The 23,955-nt window shown below is 47.6% G+C and carries 18 protein-coding genes; 8 read left to right on the top strand and 10 right to left on the bottom strand.

The features are described from left to right. Positions 1 to 35: 35 nt before the first annotated feature. The 5 genes from atpD to ACT6NU_RS07330 form a co-directional block, all read right to left on the bottom strand. Positions 36 to 1,544 (bottom strand): F0F1 ATP synthase subunit beta, encoded by a 1,509-nt coding sequence (atpD, locus tag ACT6NU_RS07350; RefSeq protein ID WP_445381027.1) that lies wholly within the window; start codon positions 1,542 to 1,544, stop codon positions 36 to 38. Positions 1,545 to 1,693: 149 nt separating this feature from the next. After that, entirely contained in the window at positions 1,694 to 4,444 is a 2,751-nt protein-coding gene (locus ACT6NU_RS07345; RefSeq protein ID WP_445381026.1) for a TonB-dependent receptor, read from the bottom strand. 322 nt (positions 4,445 to 4,766) lie between these two features. Continuing rightward, positions 4,767 to 6,614: a glutamine--fructose-6-phosphate transaminase (isomerizing) gene (gene glmS, locus ACT6NU_RS07340; RefSeq protein ID WP_445381025.1), complete on the bottom strand. Its 1,848-nt coding sequence runs from the start codon at positions 6,612 to 6,614 to the stop codon at positions 4,767 to 4,769. Between the two features lie 106 nt (positions 6,615 to 6,720). Beyond that, positions 6,721 to 8,526, bottom strand: coding sequence for a DUF4270 family protein (locus ACT6NU_RS07335; RefSeq protein ID WP_445383814.1), 1,806 nt, complete (start codon positions 8,524 to 8,526; stop codon positions 6,721 to 6,723). 5 nt (positions 8,527 to 8,531) lie between these two features. Further along, complete coding sequence (locus ACT6NU_RS07330) at positions 8,532 to 9,341, bottom strand: glycogen/starch synthase (protein ID WP_445383813.1); 810 nt, start codon at positions 9,339 to 9,341, stop codon at positions 8,532 to 8,534. A 102-nt stretch (positions 9,342 to 9,443) separates the two neighbouring features. On the opposite strand from ACT6NU_RS07330, the gene panC reads away from it, so the two are divergent. The 5 genes from panC (at position 9,444) to radA (ending at position 14,222) form a co-directional block, all read left to right on the top strand. After that, complete coding sequence (panC, locus tag ACT6NU_RS07325; RefSeq protein ID WP_445383812.1) at positions 9,444 to 10,292, top strand: pantoate--beta-alanine ligase; 849 nt, start codon at positions 9,444 to 9,446, stop codon at positions 10,290 to 10,292. Positions 10,293 to 10,305: 13 nt separating this feature from the next. After that, positions 10,306 to 10,656, top strand: coding sequence for an aspartate 1-decarboxylase (gene panD, locus ACT6NU_RS07320; RefSeq protein ID WP_445383811.1), 351 nt, complete (start codon positions 10,306 to 10,308; stop codon positions 10,654 to 10,656). 2 nt (positions 10,657 to 10,658) lie between these two features. Next, entirely contained in the window at positions 10,659 to 11,624 is a 966-nt protein-coding gene (locus tag ACT6NU_RS07315) for a lysylphosphatidylglycerol synthase transmembrane domain-containing protein (protein ID WP_445383810.1), read from the top strand. 22 nt (positions 11,625 to 11,646) lie between these two features. Beyond that, complete coding sequence (locus ACT6NU_RS07310; protein ID WP_445383809.1) at positions 11,647 to 12,792, top strand: alpha/beta hydrolase; 1,146 nt, start codon at positions 11,647 to 11,649, stop codon at positions 12,790 to 12,792. Positions 12,793 to 12,860: 68 nt separating this feature from the next. Further along, the gene (gene radA / locus ACT6NU_RS07305) at positions 12,861 to 14,222 is read left to right on the top strand and encodes a DNA repair protein RadA (RefSeq protein ID WP_445383808.1); all 1,362 of its coding nucleotides are present in this window, start codon (positions 12,861 to 12,863) and stop codon (positions 14,220 to 14,222) included. Here the strand turns inward: radA and ACT6NU_RS07300 are convergent. Then, complete coding sequence (locus ACT6NU_RS07300; protein ID WP_445383807.1) at positions 14,219 to 15,259, bottom strand: aldo/keto reductase; 1,041 nt, start codon at positions 15,257 to 15,259, stop codon at positions 14,219 to 14,221. The two genes, radA and ACT6NU_RS07300, sit on opposite strands and share 4 nt — an antisense overlap. A 47-nt stretch (positions 15,260 to 15,306) precedes the next feature. Then, the gene (locus ACT6NU_RS07295) at positions 15,307 to 16,068 is read right to left on the bottom strand and encodes an exodeoxyribonuclease III (protein WP_445383806.1); all 762 of its coding nucleotides are present in this window, start codon (positions 16,066 to 16,068) and stop codon (positions 15,307 to 15,309) included. A gap of 139 nt (positions 16,069 to 16,207) precedes the next feature. Here ACT6NU_RS07295 and ACT6NU_RS07290 point away from each other — a divergent pair, with 139 nt between their 5' ends. Beyond that, a complete protein-coding gene (locus ACT6NU_RS07290) occupies positions 16,208 to 18,286 on the top strand; it encodes a TonB-dependent receptor family protein (RefSeq protein WP_445383805.1) in 2,079 nt (692 codons plus the stop codon). Here ACT6NU_RS07290 and ACT6NU_RS07285 read toward each other — a convergent pair. Continuing rightward, positions 18,283 to 19,833 (bottom strand): glycine--tRNA ligase, encoded by a 1,551-nt coding sequence (locus ACT6NU_RS07285; protein WP_445383804.1) that lies wholly within the window; start codon positions 19,831 to 19,833, stop codon positions 18,283 to 18,285. The two genes, ACT6NU_RS07290 and ACT6NU_RS07285, sit on opposite strands and share 4 nt — an antisense overlap. A 36-nt stretch (positions 19,834 to 19,869) precedes the next feature. Continuing rightward, positions 19,870 to 20,766 carry a hypothetical protein gene (locus ACT6NU_RS07280; RefSeq protein WP_445383803.1) on the bottom strand — a complete coding sequence of 299 codons (897 nt, stop codon included), beginning with the start codon at positions 20,764 to 20,766 and terminating at the stop codon, positions 19,870 to 19,872. A gap of 38 nt (positions 20,767 to 20,804) precedes the next feature. Here ACT6NU_RS07280 and ACT6NU_RS07275 point away from each other — a divergent pair, with 38 nt between their 5' ends. Together ACT6NU_RS07275 and ACT6NU_RS07270 are read left to right on the top strand one after the other, a co-directional pair. Then, complete coding sequence (locus ACT6NU_RS07275) at positions 20,805 to 21,515, top strand: ComF family protein (RefSeq protein ID WP_445383802.1); 711 nt, start codon at positions 20,805 to 20,807, stop codon at positions 21,513 to 21,515. Between the two features lie 30 nt (positions 21,516 to 21,545). Next, the gene (locus ACT6NU_RS07270; RefSeq protein ID WP_445383801.1) at positions 21,546 to 23,189 is read left to right on the top strand and encodes an Ig-like domain-containing protein; all 1,644 of its coding nucleotides are present in this window, start codon (positions 21,546 to 21,548) and stop codon (positions 23,187 to 23,189) included. Here the strand turns inward: ACT6NU_RS07270 and ACT6NU_RS07265 are convergent. Then, positions 23,173 to 23,946, bottom strand: coding sequence for an amidohydrolase (locus tag ACT6NU_RS07265; protein ID WP_445383800.1), 774 nt, complete (start codon positions 23,944 to 23,946; stop codon positions 23,173 to 23,175). The two genes, ACT6NU_RS07270 and ACT6NU_RS07265, sit on opposite strands and share 17 nt — an antisense overlap. Positions 23,947 to 23,955 lie beyond the last annotated feature (9 nt).

The following is a 23,955-nucleotide window of genomic DNA, read 5'->3' as shown; positions in this document are numbered from 1 at the left end:
CGGGTAGCAAACCACCAACTGCCACTGTTAACTCATTAAGCCTCAGCCAGCATTTTCTCACCGGCTTCAATGGCTTCCTCTATGGTTCCCTTAAGGTTAAAGGCAGATTCCGGAAGGTGATCCAGCTCCCCGTCCATAATCATGTTAAAGCCCTTAATGGTATCCTTGATGTCTACAAAAACCCCGGGGATACCGGTAAACTGCTCAGCCACATGGAAAGGCTGCGAGAGGAACCGCTGTACCCTACGGGCACGTGCAACGGCCAGTTTATCTTCTTCAGACAATTCTTCCATCCCCAGGATGGCGATGATGTCCTGTAATTCCTTATATCGCTGCAGTAGCTCTTTTACGCGCTGGGCACAATCATAATGCTCATCTCCAAGAATGTCTGCAGTGAGGATCCTAGAAGTAGAATCCAGCGGGTCAACCGCAGGGTAGATCCCAAGCTCTGCAATTTTTCGCGAAAGTACGGTAGTTGCATCCAGGTGGGCAAACGTAGTTGCCGGCGCCGGGTCCGTAAGGTCATCCGCAGGCACATATACCGCCTGTACGGAGGTAATAGATCCGCGCTTGGTGGAGGTAATACGCTCCTGCATGGCCCCCATTTCAGTGGCCAGGGTAGGCTGGTAACCCACCGCAGATGGCATCCTTCCCAAAAGGGCCGATACCTCAGATCCTGCCTGTGTGAAACGGAAGATATTATCCACAAAGAAAAGAACGTCTTTCCCCTGTCCTTCTCCGGCTCCATCACGGAAATACTCTGCAATGGTAAGCCCGGAAAGTGCAACACGTGCACGGGCTCCCGGAGGCTCATTCATCTGGCCAAACACAAAGGTAGCCTTGGATTCCTTCATGGCTTTCTTATCTACCTTGCTCAGGTCCCATCCGCCTTCTTCCATGGAGTGCAGGAAATCGTCCCCGTATTTTATAATGCCGGATTCCAGCATTTCGCGCAGCAGGTCGTTTCCTTCACGGGTCCGCTCCCCTACTCCTGCGAATACAGAGAGTCCTCCGTGTCCCTTGGCAATATTGTTAATCAGTTCCTGAATCAGTACGGTTTTACCAACCCCGGCTCCACCAAACAATCCAATTTTTCCACCTTTGGCATAGGGCTCAATCAGGTCAATTACCTTGATTCCGGTAAACAGTACCTCGGTTGAGGTAGAGAGGTCTTCAAATTTTGGTGCTTCCCGGTGAATGGGCAAACCATCCTTACCCGCTTTTGGCAAATTACCCAATCCATCAATGGCATCTCCAATCACATTAAAAAGGCGTCCGTAGACGTCATCTCCGATGGGCATTTGTATAGCCGCTCCTGTTGCCTTCACTTCAACACCTCTTGCCAGACCATCTGTAGAGTCCATAGAAATGGAACGAACAGAATTTTCTCCAATATGCGATTGTACTTCCAGTACCAGAATGGATCCATCTTCCCTATTGATCTCCAAAGAATCATAGATTCTTGGTAATTCAGTTCCGGATGGAAACTCAACGTCAATTACCGGTCCGATGATCTGGGATACTTTACCTGAATTTTTTGCCATTGTGTTCTTTTTAAACTACTTATATATGTTAGGCGCTGTTTTTTCGGCTGCAAAGATATGGTATTCCATTGTAAAAAAGAATGCTTTTCGGTCCTTTTTAAATAAAAAAAGCGCCCCTTTTGGGGCGCTTTCTGTTATTGTGTTTTCGCTTATGGGTTAATGGTAAGCGAGATATAATAAATGGATCCTACGGCTCCGGTTCCAATGGCCGAGAAGTACTCTTCACCCAGCAGGTTGGAGGCCCCCAGTTTCACAACCGACTTCAAGTTGGGGATGGCGTAATTGACCTGTGCATCCAGAACGGTATAGGCCGGGATTTGCCCGTCGGCAAAAGTAGCCTGCCAGAAATAGGTGTCACTCCAGCGGTAGTTAACATTAAAGCCGAAATTCGTAAAGAGTTCCGTATTCCCGAAGGAGGCTTTCACCTTGTGGTTAGGCGTGTTGAAGTTGGTGCGGAAGTCCGGGAAAGCCGCCTGGTTAAAATCCAGATCGGCATAAGTGTAATTCACTCCAATGTCAAAATTCCCGAATATTTTGGCATCTACCCCGGCTGTTACCCCATAAGATTCGATATCTGCCTGGGAATTGGTATAGGTCTGATAGGCAAATCTATCCCCGTTCTGCAGGGCGAGCAATGAAGCTCCTCCGTCTCCTGCCGTTCCGTAAAAAGGAACAAGTACAGTAGTATTCGAAATAAAATTTTGGTATTTGTTATAATACCCGCTAATGTCAATGGCAACCCTGCCAATCTGTGCGCGGTATCCCACTTCATAAGCCGTAATTTCCTCAGGTTTCACCACTGGTGTTTCTACTGCCTGCGGATTCCCGGAAAGAACAGAGTTCAAAGAGAAAGCATTCTCATAAGCGGCACGGCCTACTACAGTAGCAGTACTGTTACCCGTAAAAGCAGCTCCGGCATCGCTTAAAGGGAAGGTTCGGATGTCCCGGTCCAGGTTGGCCGGTGCAGACCCGACTAAAATAGCCCTTCCTGCATTCAGGCCAATAAAAAGGTCCTGGGTGGTGGGGTTCCGGAACCCCTGCTGCACGGAAACCCTGAGGTTGTGGTTGCGATTTTGTCCAAAGGTCCCTAGTACGGACAGCCTGGGAGAAAGGAAGCCATCAAAAAACTCGTTCTTGTCGTAACGAATGGAACCTGTAAATTTCAGCCGCTCGTCGATTAATTTTTTCTGAACCTGCAAATAGGCGCCGTACTCATTATAGGTAATGGGGCCGTCCAAGTCCGTAAAAATAGTTCCTTCAGAATTCAACTCGTACTCCCGGAAAGAACCTCCTATTTGTATGTCTGCAACATCTGCAGTCAAATGACTAAAGTTGTAGTTCGCGTCTATATGGCGAAATTTGGTATTGTCAATAAACTTTGCCCCCGTCGTTAAATCCCCATCGGCTATCACCGCATTCAAAGCATTTTCGAACTGCGGGGTTCCCGGCAATAATCGCCCGGTGTCGGCAGCCTGGCGGGCAACCGCGTGGGCCGTTGCCTCATCCAGCTGCACTCCGGTACCAATTCCCAGACGGGCCCCGATATAGGTTTCGGCATAATCCTCAAACCACGGTATGTCATCTTTCCATCGCCGGTTCACATTGATGGCAGCGAAACGGGTGTCATAAGAGTTTCCGGCATTTTCCGAGGTGATATACCCCCTCAGGAAAAAATTGTTGTTGCGCAACTCGATTCTATGCTGCTGCAGGATAAAATCCCGTACCGCATAGCGGTTGGCTCCCTGATAAATGGTGTTCCCGCGTCCTACGCGCCCGTTGTATATGATCTCAAAATCATCCGCAAAGGGGCGATAATAGACAGAAAAGTCCGTCTTGACACTCTGGGCATTGTAATTGGTTAGGTCAGCCTCGGCATATCCGGTTCTTGATACCAATGCCGAACCAATAGTTCCCGAGGGTAGGCCCGCAGCAGCATCAAAGTTTAAAAAGAAATTCACCTCGTCTCCGTATACATTCAGGCCGTCATAGGCAGGATTCGACCGGTCGGCGCCGGGCCGGGCCAGGTCAATTACGCTGTTGGCGTGCCAGTCTTCCCCCTGAAGGAAAGAGAAATTTGCCTTAATGGCCAGTTTATCATTAAAAGCATGGGCTGCGCGGATTCCGAAATCATAATATTCATTAGACCCGGCTGCATCCTGGTTGGTAAAGCCTGTTTTAAAATAGGTGCTGATCCCCTGAAAATCAAAAGGGCTCTTACTCCTCATAAACAGTATTCCGTTAAAGGCACCTGCTCCGTAGAGGGCAGAAGAAGCACCTGGCAGGATTTCCACGCTCTGTACTTCCAGTTCAGACATTCCCACCAGGTTCCCCAGTACGAAGTTCAGACCGGGGGCCGTGTTGTCCATCCCGTCTACCAGCTGCATAAAACGGGTATTGGCAAAGGTTGCAAAACCACGGGTATTGATAGACTGGAATGTTAAACTGTTTGTATTGATGTCTACTCCCTTCAGGTTTACAAGGCCGCCATAAAATGATTCGGCCGTGGTGTTCTTGATCTCCTTCAATCCGAATCGCTCCACAGAAACCGGGGATTCAAACAGGCGTTCCGGGGTACGGGACGCCGAGATGACTACTTCGTCCAAAAAGGTTTGTGCCTCTGCCAATGTTACGGTAAGCCTTTGGTTATTGCTGGTTACCTCCACAGTGGCATCGGTAAATCCTACGCTGCTGAACCTCAGCTGAAAAGGCGGTACCTCTGAGGTTTCCAGGGTGAAGTTCCCGTCAAAGTCGGTAGTAGTCCCAATGGCTTTTCCGACTATTACAACATTAGCTGCCGGGATAGGTTCCCCATTTTCATCACTTACATTCCCGGTAACAGTCGTTTGCGCGAAAGTCCCCATTCCCATTAAGAGCATGGAAAATAGAAGTATTGTTCTCATTAGTTTAGTTTGAGTTTAAGTTTAAAGCAAGATAGAGATTTTTTTAAAACCCGAATTATAAATTCTCAAAATTATGCGTGCATAATAATAATATGGCAATCAAATGCACATAATTTTGTGATGTCCCGAATTCAGGAGCTCTTCAGGTTTTTAAGAATTGTAAAGAGGGATGATTTACCTGCAGATCATGGCACTGCACTTATAGTGGAATATAAAGGAAAGATAAGTCTGCGATAGGCTTAAGTTGGGTGTAGCTGAAGATTAATGCCTGTTTGTTAGACTGGTTTTAACCTTTAAGTGGTCAGAAATCCTTGCTGGCTTTTTATTCCACTGTGACCGACTTGGCCAGGTTCCTGGGCTGGTCTACATTACAGCCACGCATAACGGCTATATGGTACGAAAGCAACTGCAAGGGGATGGTAGTAAGAAGCGGTGAAAGGCTCTCAGAACATTCAGGCACTTCGATCACATGATCTGCCAGGTCCCGTACCTGCTCATCTCCCTCTGTGACAATGGCAATAATCTTGCCCTTGCGGGATTTGATCTCCTGTATGTTGCTGACCACTTTTTCGTAATGTCCTTTTTTGGTAGCGATAACGATCACCGGCATATGCTCATCAATAAGGGCGATGGGGCCGTGTTTCATTTCGGCCGCAGGATACCCCTCCGCATGTATATAGCTGATTTCCTTTAGCTTGAGTGCGCCTTCCAGTGCTACCGGGAAATTATAGCCCCTGCCCAGATACAGGCAATTGGTGGAATCCTTATAAACCTCCGCAATGATTTCAATAAGCGGGTTGGCTTCAAGGGTTTTTTCCACCTTGGCTGGGATATTTTCGAGTTCAGTCAGGATTTCGTGGAAACGGGAATCAGAGAAAACCCCTTTTTCCTTGGCCAGTTTCAGAGCCAGCAGGCTCAAAACCGTAATCTGAGTGGTAAAAGCCTTGGTAGAAGCCACCCCTATTTCAGGGCCGGCATGCGTATAGGCTCCGGAGTGGGTCTCACGGGAAATGGAAGATCCCACAACATTACAGACCCCAAAGACAAAAGCCCCTTTTTCCTTGGCCAGTTTGATGGCTGCAAGGGTATCTGCCGTTTCCCCTGACTGGGAAATGGCAATCAGCACATCCTTATCCGTAATTACCGGGTTGCGGTATCGGAATTCCGAAGCATATTCCACTTCCACCGGGATACGGGCAAGATCTTCAAAAATATATTCGGCTACCAGCCCGGCATGCCAGGAGGTCCCGCAGGCAACTATAATAATCCGGTTGGCATTCAGGAATCGCTCCAGGTGCTGGTCTACGCCGGCCATCTTGATGATGCCCTGGTCTGTGCGCAACCGACCTCTGAACGTGTCTTTAATGGCCCGGGGCTGCTCGTAAATTTCCTTAAGCATGAAATGCTCATACCCCCCCTTTTCAATCTCGTCCAGGTTCAGTTTTAATTCCTGTATCATCGGATAGGCGATGGCATCGTCCTTAATTTTTCGCAGTTTGATTTCCTTTCCAAGCCGTATTATGGCCATTTCCTCATCTTCCAGGTATACCGCGTTGTTGGTGAATTCTATAAAAGGGGAGGCATCCGAAGCGATGAAAAATTCTTTTTCGCCCACTCCAATAGCCAATGGGCTCCCCAACTTAGCCACCACAATTTCATCGGGTTTGGTACGGTCAAAAACAGCTATGGCGTAGGCTCCAACAACCTGGTTCAGGGCTATCTGCACTGCCTTCCCCAGTTTTACCTTTTCCTTCTTTTTAACTTCCTCGATTAGGTTAATGAGCACCTCTGTATCCGTATCGGACTGGAAGGTGTAGCCCCTTTTGATAAGCTCCTTTTTTACCGATTCGTAGTTCTCGATAATTCCGTTGTGGATAATCACCAGGTCTCCTGAATTCGAAAAATGCGGGTGGGAATTCACATCATTGGGGATACCGTGGGTAGCCCATCGGGTATGGCCGATGCCCACACTGCCATTAAGGGAAATTTCCTCTTTGGATTTGCGGCTCAGGTCTTCAACCTTCCCTTTTGTCTTGGAGAGGTTTATCTGTGTACCATCATAAAGGGCAATCCCCGCGCTGTCATAGCCCCTGTATTCCAGGCGCTGCAGGCCCTTCATGATTACGGGATAAGCATCCCTGTGACCGATATAACCGACAATTCCACACATAGCAAAAATTTTTAATCGTAAAGATTTGGCTACAAAAATAGCACTTCAACAATAGATGAATATAAAAATATGGATATATAACGTAATTTACCTTTAATCGGTATTCCTACTGCGTTATTTCGGTGTAAGAGATCTCTAGTTTCAGCTTTTTAGGGTCATCCGCGGCTACATTGCTGCCAACCAGTACTGTTCCCAGTGGGCTGATAGCATTGCTGGCGGGCAACGGCCTTTGAGAATTATCTGGCAATAAAACGTCATTTACACCAGATATCCTCAAATCCGGGGTCTGGGTCAGGCCCAGGGTTACATTGGCCGAATCCCGGATGATGATATTGTTGATGTGTTCCGTTATCCGTACCGTGTACTTGATTCCTTTTCCCGAAGATTCTTCCAAAAAGCCGTCGTAATTCAGGAATATTCCAAAGGGATTGTCCGCCAGGTTGGTTTCCGTCAGGATATTGTACAAAGGCTGATTGGTCTCAGCATTGTATAAATATAAACGGGGAGGTTCCACTGTTCCGCCCAGGGCATCCAGGCGATCCCGGTCTACATAGAAAACGAGATTGGCCTCGTTAATTATCCAGTTATTCTGCTTAATCTGGTTGATAATGTCACCACCACCAAGCAGGTCAAAAAGTTCAATTTCCGCAAAACTTCCAGCGCCTCCTTTCAGGTAAATACGGGAGGCGTTTTCGGATGAGGCGAATGCATCGGTAATCTCAGCAGGATAGGCATCATTGAGCAGCGTATTTACGGCATTCCCGCTAAAGGCCTGGTTTTGCCCTCCTACCAACAATCGGAGCTGATAATCGTCTTCCCGTCTTTCGATTTCCCCATCAGATTCAAAATCGTATTCATAATTGACTGTGAGGCGGGCATTGGTGAGGTCCAGCAAGATCATCAGATCATCTACAATCGGGGTCAGTGACAAATGGATTCCCCTGAAAAACTCCCTGAAATTAGCATTGCTGAGCAATTCGGCAGATCCTTCCTTATCAAGGAAATTCTGCTGGAAAAACTGAGGATCCAGCGCAACCCTTATTCCGGGTTGTATCCGCTCATCCACTAATATAGACTCGTCCTCTTCAGTATCCGGATCGTCTTCCTGAAAGATCAGGTATTCTTCGTCGGAAATGGTTAAACTCTCATCAAATAGCACGTCCGATACAAAGTCCGGGCTGAAAGACTGGTTCGAGAAATAAGGCTCCTGCTCCTGGAAACCGGAGTTTGGGTCCAAATCCCTCAGGAAATAAGTAGAGCGTTCTACCTTAAAATTAAAAGGAGCTTCCCTGTTTCCGTAAATACTATCTAAATCCTTGCGCTGGGCAAAAATATTCTGGGGGGTGGCATCGTCATCCCCATCCGAAATCCCATCGCCATCAGTATCCGGATTGAGAGGATCTGTGCCCCTGGATCGCTCCTGAGCATCTGTGAGCCCGTCTCCGTCCGTATCGCTGTTTGGGTCTTCCGGGTCTGCGTCCAGGCTGTCTATAAGCCCGTCTGCATCACGATCTGCCCTATTGTTCTGAAAATAAGGAAGGTATAAAATTACCTCCGTTATGGTCTCGTTTTCCGGAATGGCATCCGGGTCTGTATTCTCCTGTAATTGGGTGTAGCGCCCGAAAGTAGGGTTCCCGAGGTTGTCGGCAAGGCTCAACTGACTCGTAATGCGGCCTTCAGTCCGGCCATAAACCGGATCGTTAAATACCCCCAGCTGGTATAAAGGCAGTCTGTTTGTGGGTACGGCTTCAATGTTTTTGTTAAACGCAAACACATCGTAAACGGCTTTACCGGTGGTAAAGGGCTCTCCTCCGATTACTTCATTACCAATGGTCACTACCTCTTCCTCACAAGACTCAGTGGCGAGGACAAGACATAAACCCGCCACAAGGGAAATTAAGAGTCGCTTCATCTGAATTATTTTAAAACTTCGGTCGTATAGAAATTGGCATAGGCCTCCTCAAATTCCTGAAGAGGTACAAATGGCAATACCGGTTTTTGAAGGTTGGTAGCGTACTCCTGTAGTTCATCAGGAATCTCTTCAGCGGCTAAGATAATTGCGTCTGAATAATCTAAGGCTACTTTTAACAAATTATTGTAGGTGGGGGGGTCAACAACCGAACTGCGGTCGGCAGAGATGTTGTCAAAGGCTATTTTTTTGCTGAGTTCCGGGTTTAATTCCCCTTCGAAACCCCTGCCGTATACGGAGGTTACAATACGGCTGTCTGCAAACAGGGGCTCATCTTTATAATATTCCCTCAGGTATAGCGGCAACAGGGATGCCATCCATCCGTGAACGTGAATAATATCCGGAGTCCAGTTTAGTTTTTTAACCGTTTCCACTACCCCTTTTGCAAAGAAAATGGCGCGTTCGTCGTTATCGGGAAAAAGCTTTCCTTCTTCATCGGCAAAGGTTGCCTTGCGCTTGAAGTATTCCTCATTATCGATAAAATATACCTGAATACGCTCTTTTGGTATAGAAGCTACCTTTATGATAAGGGGCATATCCATATCGTTGATCACCAAATTCATTCCCGAAAGGCGAATGACCTCATGCAACTGGTGCCTGCGTTCATTTATGTTCCCGTAACGCGGCATGAATATCCTGATCTGGCCGCCTTTGCTGTTAACCATTCTGGGTGCTTCGTAAGACATTAAGGAAACTTCGTTCTCGGGGAGGTATGGTACTAATTCAGAAGATACAAACAATATCTTTTTCCCGTTCATAAAGGCAAAATTTTGTAAAGGGTGTAAACGTAGCTGCAAAATTACAAAAATTATGAAGAATAGCAGTAATTATAGTAAGTTTGCTGCCGCTAAAACACAGGCATGAAACTGTTGAAGACGAAAGGGGAAGTACAATTATTCAGGGCTTCGGTCAGGGAATCCGGAAATAGTCTTGGTTTGGTCCCTACCATGGGGGCCCTGCACCAGGGGCATTTGCATCTGGTAAAAACTGCCCTCTCCGAAAATGATGAAGTCCTGGTCTCCATTTTTGTGAACCCCACACAGTTCAATAACTCCAAAGACCTCGAGAAATATCCCAAGACCCTGGAAGAAGACCTGAATAAGCTGCAAAGTCTGGAGGGCAGCATACATGTATTTGCCCCCGAAGTTTCAGAGATGTACGGAGACGAGGTCCGATCCCGGAATTACGATTTTGATGGGCTGGATAAATTTATGGAAGGGGCCTTCCGAAAGGGGCATTTTAAAGGAGTAGGAACAATTGTGGAGAACCTGCTCAGGCTGATCCTGCCCGATCGGGCCTATTTTGGCGAAAAAGACTACCAGCAATTGCAAATTATCCGCAAACTGGTTTCTGAGTACGAGATCCCTGTGGAAATCATCCCCTGTCCGATTGTCCGGGAAGCAGACGGGCTGGCGATGAGTTCAAGAAACCGGCAACTGACAAAACGACTCCGGAAAAAGGCTGCATTCATATATAAGTCCCTAAAAAAAGCGCAATTGGAATTTGGCACAAAAAGTGCTGTAGATCTTAAGGAAGAAATAAGCAGGGCTTATGCTGAAGATCCGGATTTTGAACTGGAATATTTTGAAATCTCGCATGCCGAAAGTTTAAAGCCTGTAAAGCGACCAAGAAAAAATGAAAAGTACAGGGCCTTTGTTGCCGCCTATCTCGGAGAGGTCAGGCTAATCGATAATATAGCCCTTAATTAAGTATCTTTGCCCCATGCAAATTCAAGTAGTAAAATCTAAAATCCACCGCGTCCGGGTAACCGGAGCGGACCTGAATTATATTGGCAGTATTACCATCGATGAGGATCTGATGGACGCTGCAAATATCATCCAGGGTGAAAAGGTGCAGATTGTCAACAACAACAATGGCGAGCGCCTTGAAACGTATGTCATCCCAGGCCCAAGGGGAAGTGGGGAACTTACCCTTAACGGGGCCGCGGCCCGCAAAGTAGCGGTAGGCGATATCCTGATCCTGATTGCCTATGCCTGGATGGACATTGAAGCTGCCAAAAAATTCAACCCTGCGCTGGTATTCCCGAATGAAGATACCAACCAGCTCAACTGATTTTGAACCCCTCTGTAAAAAAAGCCCTTAAAATCATCCTCCCGATCCTGCTGGGTCTTTTTCTGATATGGTACTCCTATAGCATGACCTCTGCGGCAGACCGCAGGGAAATTATCAAATATATACGGGAAGCCAACCTTTTCTGGGTGGGGATCTCAGTCCTGATCGGGATCATGAGCCATATATCCAGAGCCATCCGTTGGAATTACCTGCTGGAACCATTGGGTTACGCCCCCAGGCTCCGCAACAACATCCTTATAATCCTGATGGCGTACTTTGCCAATCTAGGTATCCCCAGATCTGGGGAAGTATTACGGGCAACTGCCCTGGCTACTTACGAGGGGGTTCCCTTCCAAAAGGGCTTTGGGACTATTGTGACTGAAAGGGTGATTGATTTGATCATGCTCTTTCTTGTGATTGTAATCGCCCTTTTCTCCCAAACAGAGATAATCCTGGAATTCCTCTCAGAAAAGGGAATTGGTTTTACGGCAAGTGCGCTCCTGCTCCTGGGCGGTATTCTAGGGCTTTTTATCTTCAGAGCCTTTCTGAAGCTTTCGGATTCAAAACTGGCTCTTAAGCTAAGGGGGATTATTAGGGGGTTGCTGGAAGGGGTGCTGAGCATCTTTAAAATGAAACGGAAATGGGCCTTTATCGGTCATACTATTTTTATTTGGGGTGCTTATTTTGCCATGTTCTGGGTTATTAAATACACCGTTCCGGAGACCCTGGGGCTCAGTGCGGGGGAATTACTGGTTGCTTTTGTTGCCGGAGCTTTTGCCATGACGGCCACTCCTGGTGGATTGGGCCTTTACCCTTTAGCGGTGAGCAAATCCCTGACCCTTTTCGGAATAAGCGAGGTTTCCGGGGATGCCTTTGGCTGGATTATGTGGATCGCCCAAACCCTAATGGTGGTGTTTTTTGGTGCAATATCTTTCCTCTTGCTACCGTTATGGAACAGGAATAAATAGTATTCCATTCTAATCCGAATTTATGAAACGTATAGTGCTGATTACCCTGGGGTTAATCCTTAGCCTGCCCGCTTTTTCACAGGTAAAACAAGAAATATTCGAATCTTTCAAACTTCAGGAACGAAGGGATGTGAAGTACTATATCCCCGAAGACTACGACCCTGAAAAGAAATACCCACTGGTAATAGTGCTGGACGCCGAATACCTGTTCGACCAGGTAGTGGCCACCTCCAGGTTTTACAGCAGGTATCAGGGAATGCCTGAAACCCTGGTGGTTGGGATCGAACAGGGAAAAAACCAACTCCGATGGGAAGATTGCGCCTTTGAGGAAGATACCGGGTTGCCAACGGACAAAGGCAAACTATTCTATGAGTTTATTGGCCTGGAAATAATCCCCTACATGGTAAGTGCCTTTAATGTGGCTCCTTTTAAAATGTTTGTGGGTTATGATATTACGGCCAACTTCGGGAATTTCTACCTCTTCAAGGAGCAATCCCTGTTTAATGCCTATATCAGTATTTCACCCAAGCTCGCACCTGAAATGGAAATGAGGGTACCCGCCCGGCTTTCTGATATCGACCAGAAGATCTTCTATCACCTCATCGTGGAAGGGGAACCGGGTAAGGACAAGGATGGCATCCTTGCGCTGCATAAAAATATTCAGAGCCTAAGCAAAGAAGGCCTGACCTACTACTTTGAGCAGTATGATAATGCCAACGAGGTATCGGTTGCGACCTACGGAATAGGAAAAGCCTGGGACCGCACTTTTGATATCTTCAAGCCCATTAGCCCAAAAGAATACCGCCAAAACATCCTGACCTCTCAGGAGCCTGTTTTTAACTATATAGAGGAGAAATACAATACCATCGAAGAGCTATTCGGTTTCAAAAAGTCTGTAGCACTCAATGATATTATGGCCATTTATGCAGGTTGCCGGAAAAAAGAGGATTTGGAATCTTTAAAACTTTTGTCGGAATTGTGTAAGGATGCCTTTCCGGATACGATGATGGGCTTTTATTTTGAGGGTGAGTATTACGAACAACTGGGGGAACCCAAAAAAGCGCTGCGCACCTTTGAAAAGGCCTTTGGAATGGATGAAATTGATTTCCTTACCAAGGAAATGGCCCTGGAGAAAATGGATGCCCTCAAGGCAGATTTCGGATATTAAAAACCGACCTGCATAGCCTTGTTTATTTAAGCGCTCCGGTCTATCTTTAGCCCAAACCTGACCGGCTAATGGCCAAGACCAAAACAGCTTTTTTTTGCCAGAATTGCGGGGCGCAGCACGCCAAGTGGGTTGGACAGTGCAGCTCCTGCAAACAATGGAATACCCTCACCGAAGAGCTGCTGGAAAAAGCTGCTGCTCCTGCCTGGAAATCCTCTGAAGGATCCCATCAGAAAACCCCTAAACCCTTGCGCCTAAGCGAGATCGATGCCGATAAGGAAATGCGGCTCTCTGTAAGGGATACTGAGCTGGACCAGGTTTTGGGAGGGGGGCTGGTTCCCGGTTCCATGACCCTTATAGGCGGGGAACCCGGTATAGGCAAAAGCACCCTGTTACTACAGATTGCGCTACGACTGAATGTCAAAACCCTGTATGTATCCGGGGAAGAGAGCCAGCGGCAGATTAAGATGCGGGCAGAACGCATCGCCCCGGAGAGCGATTCCTGCTACATTCTCACAGAAACAAATACGAGCAGGATTTTCAGGCAGATAAACGAGCTGAACCCAGACCTGGTTATTGTGGATTCCATACAGACCCTGCACTCCGAATTCCTGGAAGCCGGGGCCGGGAGTGTTTCCCAGATCCGGGAATGCACGGCGGAACTGATCAAATTCGCAAAGGAAAGCCACACCCCTGTAATTTTGATCGGCCATATTACCAAAGACGGAAGTATTGCGGGGCCCAAAATTCTGGAACATATGGTAGATACCGTATTGCAATTTGAAGGGGACCGGAATCATGTTTTCCGAATTGTCCGTGCCCTTAAAAACCGCTTCGGATCCATTGCCGAACTGGGTATTTACGAAATGAAGGCCAATGGCCTGATCCCTGTTGCAAATCCGTCGCAAATTCTGATCTCTCAAAATTCCGAAGACCTGAGCGGCACGGCAATTGCTGCTACGGTGGAAGGGGTCAGGCCATTGCTGATAGAGATTCAGGCCCTTGTCAGCACAGCGGTTTACGGGACCCCTCAGCGTTCCGCAACCGGTTTCCCGGCAAAGCGATTAAATATGCTCCTGGCCGTTTTGGAAAAGCGGGCAGGGTTCAAACTGGCTGCCAAGGATGTCTTCCTGAATATTACGGGAGGGATTCAGGTAGATGACCCCGCCATAGACCTCGGGGTGCTGGCTGCCATCCTTTCCAGCAATGCCGATATTCCTATCCCCAGAGATATTTGTTTTGCCGCCGAAGTTGGCCTGGCCGGGGAAATACGACCAGTACCCAGGATATCACAACGCATTACCGAAGCTGAAAAACTGGGATTCAGCCAGATTTATATCTCTACAAATGTGAAAGGGCTGCCTAAAAAGACAGGCATCGGCATTCAAAAAATTGCCAAGGTAGAAGATCTGGTGAGCGCCCTTTTCGGTTAGGGCGCAGGATTGGGGATGTGGTTGTGCACCGCCTCAATATCCTCAAGAATTTCAGGGGTCAGTACTACATCTATACTCCCCAGGTTTTCCTTAAGTTGCTCCATAGAGGTTGCCCCGATTATGTTACTGGTCAGAAAGGGCCTGCTGGTGACAAAGGCCAGGGCCATTTGGGTAAGCGATAAATTGTACTTATCTGCAATTTGTTTGTACGCCCGGGTGGCGGCTACTGCATTGTCGCCACTGTATCTGTTGTAGTTCGGAAAGAGTGTAATCCGGGCCTTTTCGGGTGGTTTTCCCTCCAGGTATTTCCCGCTTAAAGTCCCAAATCCAAGGGGAGAATAGGCCAGCAAACCTATTTTGGAGCGCATGGAGATTTCAGAGAGGCCTACTTCAAAAAGCCGGTTAAGCAGGCTGTAGGGATTCTGTATGGTTATCATCCGCGGAAGGCTTGGGTGCACCTTCCCTTCTTCCAGAAACCGCATGGTTCCCCAGGGGGTTTCATTGGAAAGGCCCACCTGCCTGATTTTACCTTCTTTTATAAGGTCCCTCAGGGTTTCAAGTACCTGATGGATGTTGTCTTCCCAATGGTCCCTGGGGTCTGGCTGGTAGCCTCGCTGGCCAAAATAATTGGTGGATCGTTCCGGCCAGTGCAACTGGTAGAGGTCAATATAATCTGTTTGAAGCCGCTGCAGACTGCCGTTTACTGCTTCCACAATGGAATTTCTGCTGAAACCGGTTTCCCTGATAAACTTTGTAAACGGGGCCTTGCCTGCTATTTTGGTGGCCAGTACAATCTCATTTCGCTTCCCGGTTTTTTTAAACCAGTTTCCGATAATGGTTTCAGTTAGCGCATAACGTTCTGCCTGTGCAGGAATGGGATAGAGCTCTGCCGTATCAAAAAAGTTTACCCCCTGGCTCAGTGCGTAATCCATCTGTTCATGCCCCTCCTCTTCCGTATTCTGGCGCCCCCAGGTCATGGTCCCCAGGCAAATTTTACTGACTTCGATATCGGTATGCGGCAAGTAGTTATACTCCATATAAAACAGGTGTTCGGACTCTGTAAGCCCGGTTAGGGTCCATTTATTTAATTCAATTCCAATAAGATGGGGCAGTGGTCGCTGTGCACCGCCTCACTGAGGATTACGGATCGCTTCAATTGCTTTTCCAGGGTCTCGCTTACCATGCCGTAATCCAACCTCCAACCTTTATTCTTCCCCCGGGCCCCGGCGCGGTAACTCCACCAGGTATAATTATGGGGGTCCTGATTGAAATACCTGAAACTGTCAATAAATCCGCTTTCTATAAAATTTCCAATCCATTCCCGTTCCACCGGCAAAAATCCTGAAACATTTTTATTGCGGACCGGATCGTGTATATCAATTGCGCGATGGCAGATATTGTAGTCCCCGCAGATTACCAAATCCGGATAATCCTTTTTAAGATCGTTTACATAGTCCTGAAAATCGGCCATGTACTGTAATTTGTGGTCCAGACGTTCAATATTGGTGCCGGAGGGCAGGTAGAGGCTCATTACCGAAACCCCATTAAAGTCAGCCCTTAGGTTGCGCCCTTCGGTATCCATGTATTCAATCCCTGTACCGAACTCGACATGATCGGGCTTTTGCCTGGAAAGTATCGCTACCCCGCTATACCCTTTTTTTTCGGCGCTAAACCAATAGTGATAGGGATAGCCCGCCTTTTCAAAAAGTTCCAGTTCCAGTTGTTCTTCCAGTGCCTTAATTTCCTGAAGGCAGATTACATCCGGGTCTGTCTGCACCAGCCATTCCAGGAATCCTTTGTTTACTGCGGCCCGAATCCCGTTTACGTTATAGGATGCTATTTTCAAAATTCTTCAATTTTGGGCAAAAATACACAATGAGGAGGAGCTGCTGAAACCTATTTGCAGAAGTCCGGGGTTTTTGCCCGAATCCCGGCAGGGGATCTTAGCTGATCGCCGTACCTTTGCTCCTGATAAAGCCGAGCTAGTGAAACGATCTCTATTTTTAATCCTTATTATTTGCGCAATCTGCCCTGCTGCAGGGCAGCAAAAACAGCAGGATTCCATTACATATCTGAAAGAGGTGGTTGTTGGCGGGAATTTGGAAAAAGTATCACCCGTTGGCCTTGCGCCCGTGGAAGTCTTAAGCGAACGGGGCATCAATTCCCAGAATCCAACGGATTTTGCCAGCACCCTCAATCAGGTTCCCGGGCTGTATTTTTTATCCGGAGCCTTAAATACAAACCGGATTACCATCAGGGGGGTTGGGGCACGCACCCCCTTTGGCACAGACAAGTTGCGAATGTATTACAACGATATCCCGGTAACCAATGGGACGGGTTTTTCTACCCTTGAAGCCTTCGATTTGCAGAACCTCAGCACCATAGAAGTGGTCAAGGGTCCTAAATCCGGGGCTTACGGAGCCGCTCTTGGGGGAGCTTTGCTTTTGCGCTCAGACCCCCGTTCCCAAGCCGGGGCCCTGTTACAAAATCGCATGAGTGCCGGATCTTATGGCTTGTTTAAGAACAACTTAAGCCTTACTTATAAGGATAGTATTTTCAATACTGAGCTCAGGTATAATCGGATGACTACCCAAGGTTATCGCCAGAACAACAATTTTGACAGGGATGGCCTGTTGTTAAACCTGGGCGTGCGGGCCGGTGAGAACCACCAACTCAATTTGCTGCTGAACTATATAGATTATACTGCCCAGATCCCCAGCTCGCTTAGTGAAACCGATTTCAGGGAAGATCCTACCCAGGCAGCTTTTACCTGGAATGCCGCCCGGGGATTTGAAGCCAATAAATATACCTTGCTGGGGCTTTCCGACCGAATTCGCCTGGGGGACAACTGGCACCAGACTGCCAGTATTTTTATGAGTTACCTGGACCACTATGAACCCAGGCCCTTTAATATACTGGATGAGTATACCTTCGGCTACGGTTTCAGGTCTGCGGTTAGTGGCGATTTCAAACTTTGGGAACAGCAATTTAACCTCCGGTTTGGGGGGGAATTTTACAGGGATCAATACAATTGGAGTACGTATGAAAACCTGTATGAGTCCAATCCGGATGAGGGCAGCCTGCTGGGCGACCGAATAAGCCGAAACAGGGAATTCAGAAGGCAGTTATATCTCTTCAGTAGTCTGCAATGGAACCCTACTTCCAGCTTATCCGTACAGGGAGGGTTATCCTTGAATAAAACCAAATACGATTTCCGGGACCTGTTCACCGAAGACGGGACGGACACCAGCGCCCGTCGCAACTTTGAGCCCATCCTGCTACCCAGCCTGGACATCCGTTATACTGCTGCTTCAGGCTCCTGGTATTACCTGAATATAAGTCGCGGATTCAGCAATCCCAGCCTGGAAGAATCCCTGAATCCGGACGGTTTAATCAACCCGGATATCAGCCAGGAAAAAGGCTGGAATTATGAGGTTGGAGGACGTTGGTATCTTCCCGGCACGGGTTTTCAGGCCTCCTTAAGCCTGTATCAAATGGATATTACAGACCTGCTGGTCGCAGAACGGGTTGGTCAGGACCAGTTTATAGGTCGTAATGCGGGCAGTACCCGTCACCGGGGAGCTGAGGCCGCCCTGCAATATTCCCTCAGGCCTCTGGAGAAATTCCTGATATCCCCTTTTATCTCTTATACACTGAACGACCATTATTTCCGGGAATTTACAGATGCCGATGGGGATTATTCAGGCAATCCGCTTACGGGAGTTCCCAGGCATCGCGTTTTTGCAGGGTTGAACTTACAGCTAAATGCAGGCTGGTATGGAAATATAAGCTACCAGTATGTGGATGCTATTTCGCTTCGGGATGAAAACACCCTCTACAGCGAACCCTACCAGCTGGTCAATACGCAATTGGGATACAGGAGCCGTTTATGGGAAAACCTGCTGTTGGGAGTGGAATTGGGCCTTAACAACCTGCTGGATGCCCGATATGCCAGTTCAGTGCTGATCAATGCAAACAGTTTCGGAGGTTCAGAACCCAGGTATTACTACCCGGGCAATAATCGCAATTATTACCTGGGGTTAAACCTGGTCTACAGCCTTTAAAGGGTTTCCATCTTTTTGAGCCAGTGCTTCATATCCACTTCCTCATGGATAAGCCGGCTTAATTCACTTACGGCCACCCTCTTTTGCTCCATACTATCCCGGTAGCGAATGGTTACGGTCTGGTCTTCCAGTGACTGATGATCCACAGTAATACAAAAAGGAGTGCCTGCGGCATCCTGTCTTCGGTATCTGCGGCCTACCGCATCCTTTTCATCGTAGAGAACATTGAATTCCCATCGGAGCTCCTCAACTATTTTGTGGGCCATTTCCGGTAAGCCGTCCCGTTTGATCAGGGGGAGTACAGCTGCCTTAACCGGAGCCAGTACCGCAGGAAGCCTCAGTACGGTTCTGCTGCTGTTGTCTTCCAGCACTTCCTCCTGCAGGGCATTGGAAAAAACCGCCAAAAACATCCTGTCCAGCCCTATGGAGGTTTCCACTACGTAGGGTACATAGTGTTCTTCCAGTTCCGGGTCAAAATACTGCAGTTTGCGGCCAGAGTATTTCTCATGGCTGGAAAGGTCAAAATCGGTACGGGAATGAATACCCTCCAGTTCTTTAAAGCCAAATGGGAATTTAAACTCAATATCAGCGGCCGCATCAGCATAATGAGCCAGTTTTTCGTGATCGTGAAAGCGGTATTTATCGGCCCCCAGCCCCAGAGATAAATGCCATTTCATCCGAGCCTCTTTCCAGTGTTCATACCACTGTTGCTGCTCGCCGGGACGCACGAAGAACTGCATTTCCATCTGTTCAAATTCGCGCATACGGAAGATAAACTGCCGTGCCACGATTTCGTTCCGGAATGCCTTGCCCGTTTGTGCAATTCCAAAGGGAATTTTCATCCGGCCGGATTTCTGGACATTCAAAAAGTTTACAAAAATCCCCTGAGCCGTTTCCGGACGTAGATAGAGCTCCATGGATGAATCTGCCGTTGCCCCAAGTCGCGTACCGAACATCAGGTTAAATTGTTTTACCTCTGTCCAGTTGCGTGACCCGGAAACAGGGCAGCTGATCTCGAGTTCCTCAATCAATGCTTTTACATCGGCCAGGTCTTCCTTTTCCAGGGATTTTCCCATCCGTTTGAGTATGGCTGTGGCCTGTTCCTGGTATCTTACAACCCTTGGGTTGGTGTTCAGAAATTGAGCCTTATCAAAAGCCTCCCCGAAACGCTTGGCTGCCTTGGCAACTTCCTTTTCAATTTTGGCTTCAATTTTGGCAACATGGTCTTCAATCAATACATCGGCCCTGTATCGCTTTTTGGAGTCCTTGTTGTCTATAAGGGGGTCATTAAAGGCGTCTACGTGCCCGGAGGCTTTCCAGGTTGTGGGATGCATAAAGATAGCCGCATCAATCCCAACAATGTTTTCATTGAGCTGCACCATCGCTTTCCACCAGTATTCCCGAATATTCTTCTTGAGTTCTGCTCCATTCTGCTGGTAGTCGTAAACAGCGCTTAACCCATCGTATATTTCACTGGACTGTACCACGTACCCATACTCCTTGGCATGGGATATCACCTTTTTGAAGTCGTCTTCTTGATTTGCCATTCGGCAAAAATAGAATATAAGCGAAAATGAATACTACTATTTCAACTGAAATTCGGTAGAGGAGAGTAATTTTTCATCCTCAAATACATTGAGGGTATAAATTCCGGGTTCCAGGGAACCTTCGGGGATAGTAATAAAATCGCAGACATTCATCTCGAGTCCGGCGTATATAACCTCTACCCGCTTGCTGTAGATGTTCCCGTTAACCGAAATGGTATTGGCATTGTCTTCTATAACTCCCATGTTTGGGCCGAGAAATTGAAAATACAGTATCTTTTCCTCTGATATCTCATTCGGATTCCCCAAAATAGTAATACAACCTCTTAATTTCTCAATGGTAGATGCTTTGTTGGTTTTAATGGGCTTGCCACTCCGCACGCGGAACCCGCTTCCCTCCGGGTTTTGCAGTTTGAGATAACTTTTTCGCTTTAACTCACGGCTCAGTTCCTGGTTTTTCCTCCTTAGCAGGGCCTCGGCTTCCGCCAGGGAACTGCTTTTCCCCCTGACTTCTTCCAGCAGCTCACGGGTTTCCTCATATTTATTAACCAACAAGCGGTTGGAATAAGTAAGGAAGTCATTTTTAAGTTTAATGCTGTCGAATCGGGATTCCAGGATACGCAATTCCTTTCTGGACTCGCGTAATTTGGCAATATTGAAGTTCAGACGGCCCACTGAATCCAGTAACTCCTGAACCCTGAACCTGCTGTCTTCCAGTTCTATTTCGTTTACCTCATTCAGGGCGGAGAGCCGGTCTACCTCTGTTTTCATAAGGGTAAGGTCCTTCACCAACAAACTCCTTTCCTCCTCCAGATAGCTGATTTCTGTCTGCGCCTGGGCATAACTGTAATAAAATGCAATGAGGATGCCTATTATTACAGCTATTAGAGCAGCAAAAATAATCTTATAGTTGAATTTGTTTTCTTGAAGGTTCATTCAAATAGCAAATACTATGTAGGTAAACGTAAGATTTGATGAAATCGTCTGATTCCAATCTACCAAAGATACTAATTGCACTAAAGAACATCCTGTTTCCTGAATTGTGTTTTGGATGTAATGCCCACTTATATCGGGGAGAGCAGGTTTTGTGTGCATTTTGTCGAGATGAATTACCACTCACCGAGTTTAATTTTGAGCAGGAGAACGCAGTAGACCGTATTTTCTACGGAAGGGCCCCTGTTTGCAAAGCCTCGGCCCTGTTTTACTACAGGGAATCAGGACTGATCAAACGACTGATTCACCGGTTGAAATACCAGGGTATGCAGCAGTTGGGGGGCTTTATGGGCGAATGGCATGGAGAAATACTTAAAAAAGATCCCGGTATTTCCAATATTGACCTGGTAATGCCGGTACCCCTGCATGCCGCCAAAATGCGAAAACGGGGTTATAATCAATGCGAGTTGTTCGGACGGGCCATTGCCTCTTCTCTGCAGGCCGAATACACAGGTAAACTGCTCAAAAAGATAAAAAATGCCCGTACGCAGACCACCCGGAACCGCTGGTTGCGCTGGAAAAATACCCAGGGGGTGTTCCACCTTGCGCATCCGGAACGCCTGGAGGGTAAAAAAATACTGCTTGTAGATGATGTCATTACAACCGGAGCAACTCTGGAAGCCTGCTGCCTGGCCCTGTCGTCTGTTGCCCGATTGGAAATTTATATTGCGGTTATGGCGGTGGTGCCGTAGTTTCCTGTTTCTTTAAAATTAATCGTTTCTTTGCGTAGAAATTTTAATGCATCCATGGTATTTATCAGACGCATTTCTGTCCTGTCTTTTATACTGTTCCTGCTGCTGGCGCTATTCCAGTGCGGAAGGCCGGGAACCCCGGGAGGCGGGCCTAAAGATGAAACCCCACCGCAACTGATCCGGGCCGTTCCTGAGAACAGGAGTACCCAGTTTAAATCTGAGAGCATCCGCCTGTATTTTGATGAGTATGTAAAACTGCAGGATGTACAAAACCAGCTGATTGTTTCACCTCCGCTAAAATACCAGCCGGAAATCCGGCCGCAGGGCAGTGCCAGCAAATTTGTTGAAATCACCTTTAAGGATACCCTGCTTGAGAACACCACCTATACCCTGAATTTTGGACAGAGTGTAGTAGACAATAATGAAGGGAATCCCTATAATTTCCTGACCTATGTTTTCTCCACCGGGGAGTATATTGACTCCCTCTCCCTTCAGGGAGCGGTAGCCGATGGTTTTAACCGAACCCCGGATAATTTTATAAGCGTGATGCTGTACGAGATAGACAGCGCCTATACCGATTCGGTACCCTTTCAGCAACCGCCATATTACCTGACCAATACCCTGGACAGTGCAGTTATCTTCAAGCTTGAAAACCTCAAAGCAGGGAAATACCGGCTAATCGCCCTCAAGGATGAAGGCAAGAACAATATCTATGACCCGGTTTCGGATAAAATAGGTTTTATTGCCGATACCATCACTCTCCCTACAGAAAGTATCTATCTTTTACGCATGTTCAGGGAAATCCCGGAGTACAATGTAATCCCTCCTGCCTATGCTGCATCGAATAAAATTGTTTTCGGCTATCAGGGCAAAGACCAACCGCTTATCGAATCGCTCACTCCTATCCCCGATTCGGTACGATACCGCTATGCAAAGGAACCCGAAAAAGACAGCATCAATTTCTGGTTTACCCCCTGGAAACCCGATTCCATAATCTTTACTTTACGGCATCCGGAAATTGAAACTCAAATAGATACGTTCACCGTTAAACCGCTGAACCTGGCTGCAGATTCACTCAGCCTAGAGTGGACACCCAGAAGAGCTCTGAAAATCCAGGACTCTGTGTATATAGCGGTATCCCTTCCCATTGAGGCCATAGATACCTCCAGGATACAGATGCGCTATAAGGATACCGTTCCCCTGGTCCATTCGGTTCGGCTGGATACCGCCCTTAACCGGGTCTATTTTAATTTTGAAAAAGCCCCGAACGAAGCTTATGAAGTGGAGTTGCTTCCCGGCGCGCTTACTGACTTTTTCGGAACATCCAATGATAGCCTTACCCACAAACTAACCACAGGTAGTCCTGCAGATTACGGGGAGCTACGTCTCAGCCTTGCCGGAGAGCTCAATTTTCCTTTGCTGGTGGAATTGATTAACGATCGGGGAGACCTCATTCAGAGCAGAATGCTGGAGGCCCCCAGGGAAATCGAATTTCCTTCCCTGGACCCTGGCAACTACCGGATACGGGTTGTTTTTGACAGCAATGGAAACGGGGTCTGGGATACCGGTAATTTTCTTGAAAAAATTCAGCCCGAACGGGTAGTCTATTTTCCGGCACCTATTGAAATGCGTGCCAACTGGGAAGATATCCGCACCTTTACAATTTCAAACTAAAGGAGTCGCGGTCTTCTAAAAACCGAAGTTTATTTCGTGTTTCTTCAAGAGAATTTTTTGAAAGGGAAACCTGCAAAACCTCATCTTTTTCAGAATACGCGAGCGGCTGGCCCAGGCAATCATAGGCAGCCGAATGCCCGGTATATTCCAATCCGTTGCCATCAGTACCAATTCGGTTCACCCCTGCAACATAGGCCATGTTTTCAATGGCACGAGCTTTTAAAAGGGTGTCCCAGGCAGCAATCCTGGGCGCGGGCCAGTTAGCAACATATAGAAGTAAATCATAACCCTCCGCATTGCGGGACCACACCGGAAACCGGAGATCATAGCATATAAGCGGACAGATCTTCCAGCCTCTGAAGGATATTATCGTTTTGGCTTTCCCCTTTTGATATACCTTGTCTTCCCCGGCCAGGGTAAAGGTATGCCGCTTGTCATAGCTATGGTAGTTCCCATCCGGCTGCATGAAGATCAGGCGATTAAAGTATCCTGCCGGTTCCTTGTATACAAGGCTGCCCACTACGGCAGCGTTGAGGGCAGATGCCTGCTTCTGCATCCATTCCAGGGTTTGCGGCCCGGCCGAATCGGGGATATTTCCCGGTTCCATGGTAAAGCCGCTGGTAAACATTTCAGGTAAGACCAACAAGTCTAAGGGTGCTGAAAGGGTCGATACTATTTTTTCAAACCGCTTCAGGTTAAGCTCTGGCTGCTCCCAGCTTAATTCGGTTTGTACCAGTGCTATGTCCAGCTTTGCCATGTTGGGATT

It is taken from the genome of Robiginitalea rubriflava, from assembly GCF_052540725.1.
The sequence above is the reverse complement of the archived record's forward strand: the minus strand, read 5'-3'. Positions and strand labels throughout refer to the sequence as shown.

Excerpts from the sequence above, each read along its gene's own strand:
- ACT6NU_RS07280 (WP_445383803.1), bottom strand. The coding sequence starts at position 20,766 with ATGAACCTTCAAGAAAACAAATTCAACTATAAGATTATTTTTGCTGCT.
- ACT6NU_RS07335 (WP_445383814.1), bottom strand. The coding sequence starts at position 8,526 with ATGAAGCGACTCTTAATTTCCCTTGTGGCGGGTTTATGTCTTGTCCTC.
- radA (WP_445383808.1), top strand. The coding sequence starts at position 12,861 with ATGGCCAAGACCAAAACAGCTTTTTTTTGCCAGAATTGCGGGGCGCAG.
- ACT6NU_RS07265 (WP_445383800.1), bottom strand. The coding sequence starts at position 23,946 with ATGGCAAAGCTGGACATAGCACTGGTACAAACCGAATTAAGCTGGGAG.
- ACT6NU_RS07330 (WP_445383813.1), bottom strand. The coding sequence starts at position 9,341 with ATGAACGGGAAAAAGATATTGTTTGTATCTTCTGAATTAGTACCATAC.
- atpD (WP_445381027.1), bottom strand. The coding sequence starts at position 1,544 with ATGGCAAAAAATTCAGGTAAAGTATCCCAGATCATCGGACCGGTAATT.
- ACT6NU_RS07310 (WP_445383809.1), top strand. The coding sequence starts at position 11,647 with ATGAAACGTATAGTGCTGATTACCCTGGGGTTAATCCTTAGCCTGCCC.
- ACT6NU_RS07285 (WP_445383804.1), bottom strand. The coding sequence starts at position 19,833 with ATGGCAAATCAAGAAGACGACTTCAAAAAGGTGATATCCCATGCCAAG.
- panC (WP_445383812.1), top strand. The coding sequence starts at position 9,444 with ATGAAACTGTTGAAGACGAAAGGGGAAGTACAATTATTCAGGGCTTCG.
- glmS (WP_445381025.1), bottom strand. The coding sequence starts at position 6,614 with ATGTGTGGAATTGTCGGTTATATCGGTCACAGGGATGCTTATCCCGTA.
- panD (WP_445383811.1), top strand. The coding sequence starts at position 10,306 with ATGCAAATTCAAGTAGTAAAATCTAAAATCCACCGCGTCCGGGTAACC.
- ACT6NU_RS07275 (WP_445383802.1), top strand. The coding sequence starts at position 20,805 with ATGAAATCGTCTGATTCCAATCTACCAAAGATACTAATTGCACTAAAG.
- ACT6NU_RS07300 (WP_445383807.1), bottom strand. The coding sequence starts at position 15,259 with ATGGAGTATAACTACTTGCCGCATACCGATATCGAAGTCAGTAAAATT.
- ACT6NU_RS07345 (WP_445381026.1), bottom strand. The coding sequence starts at position 4,444 with ATGAGAACAATACTTCTATTTTCCATGCTCTTAATGGGAATGGGGACT.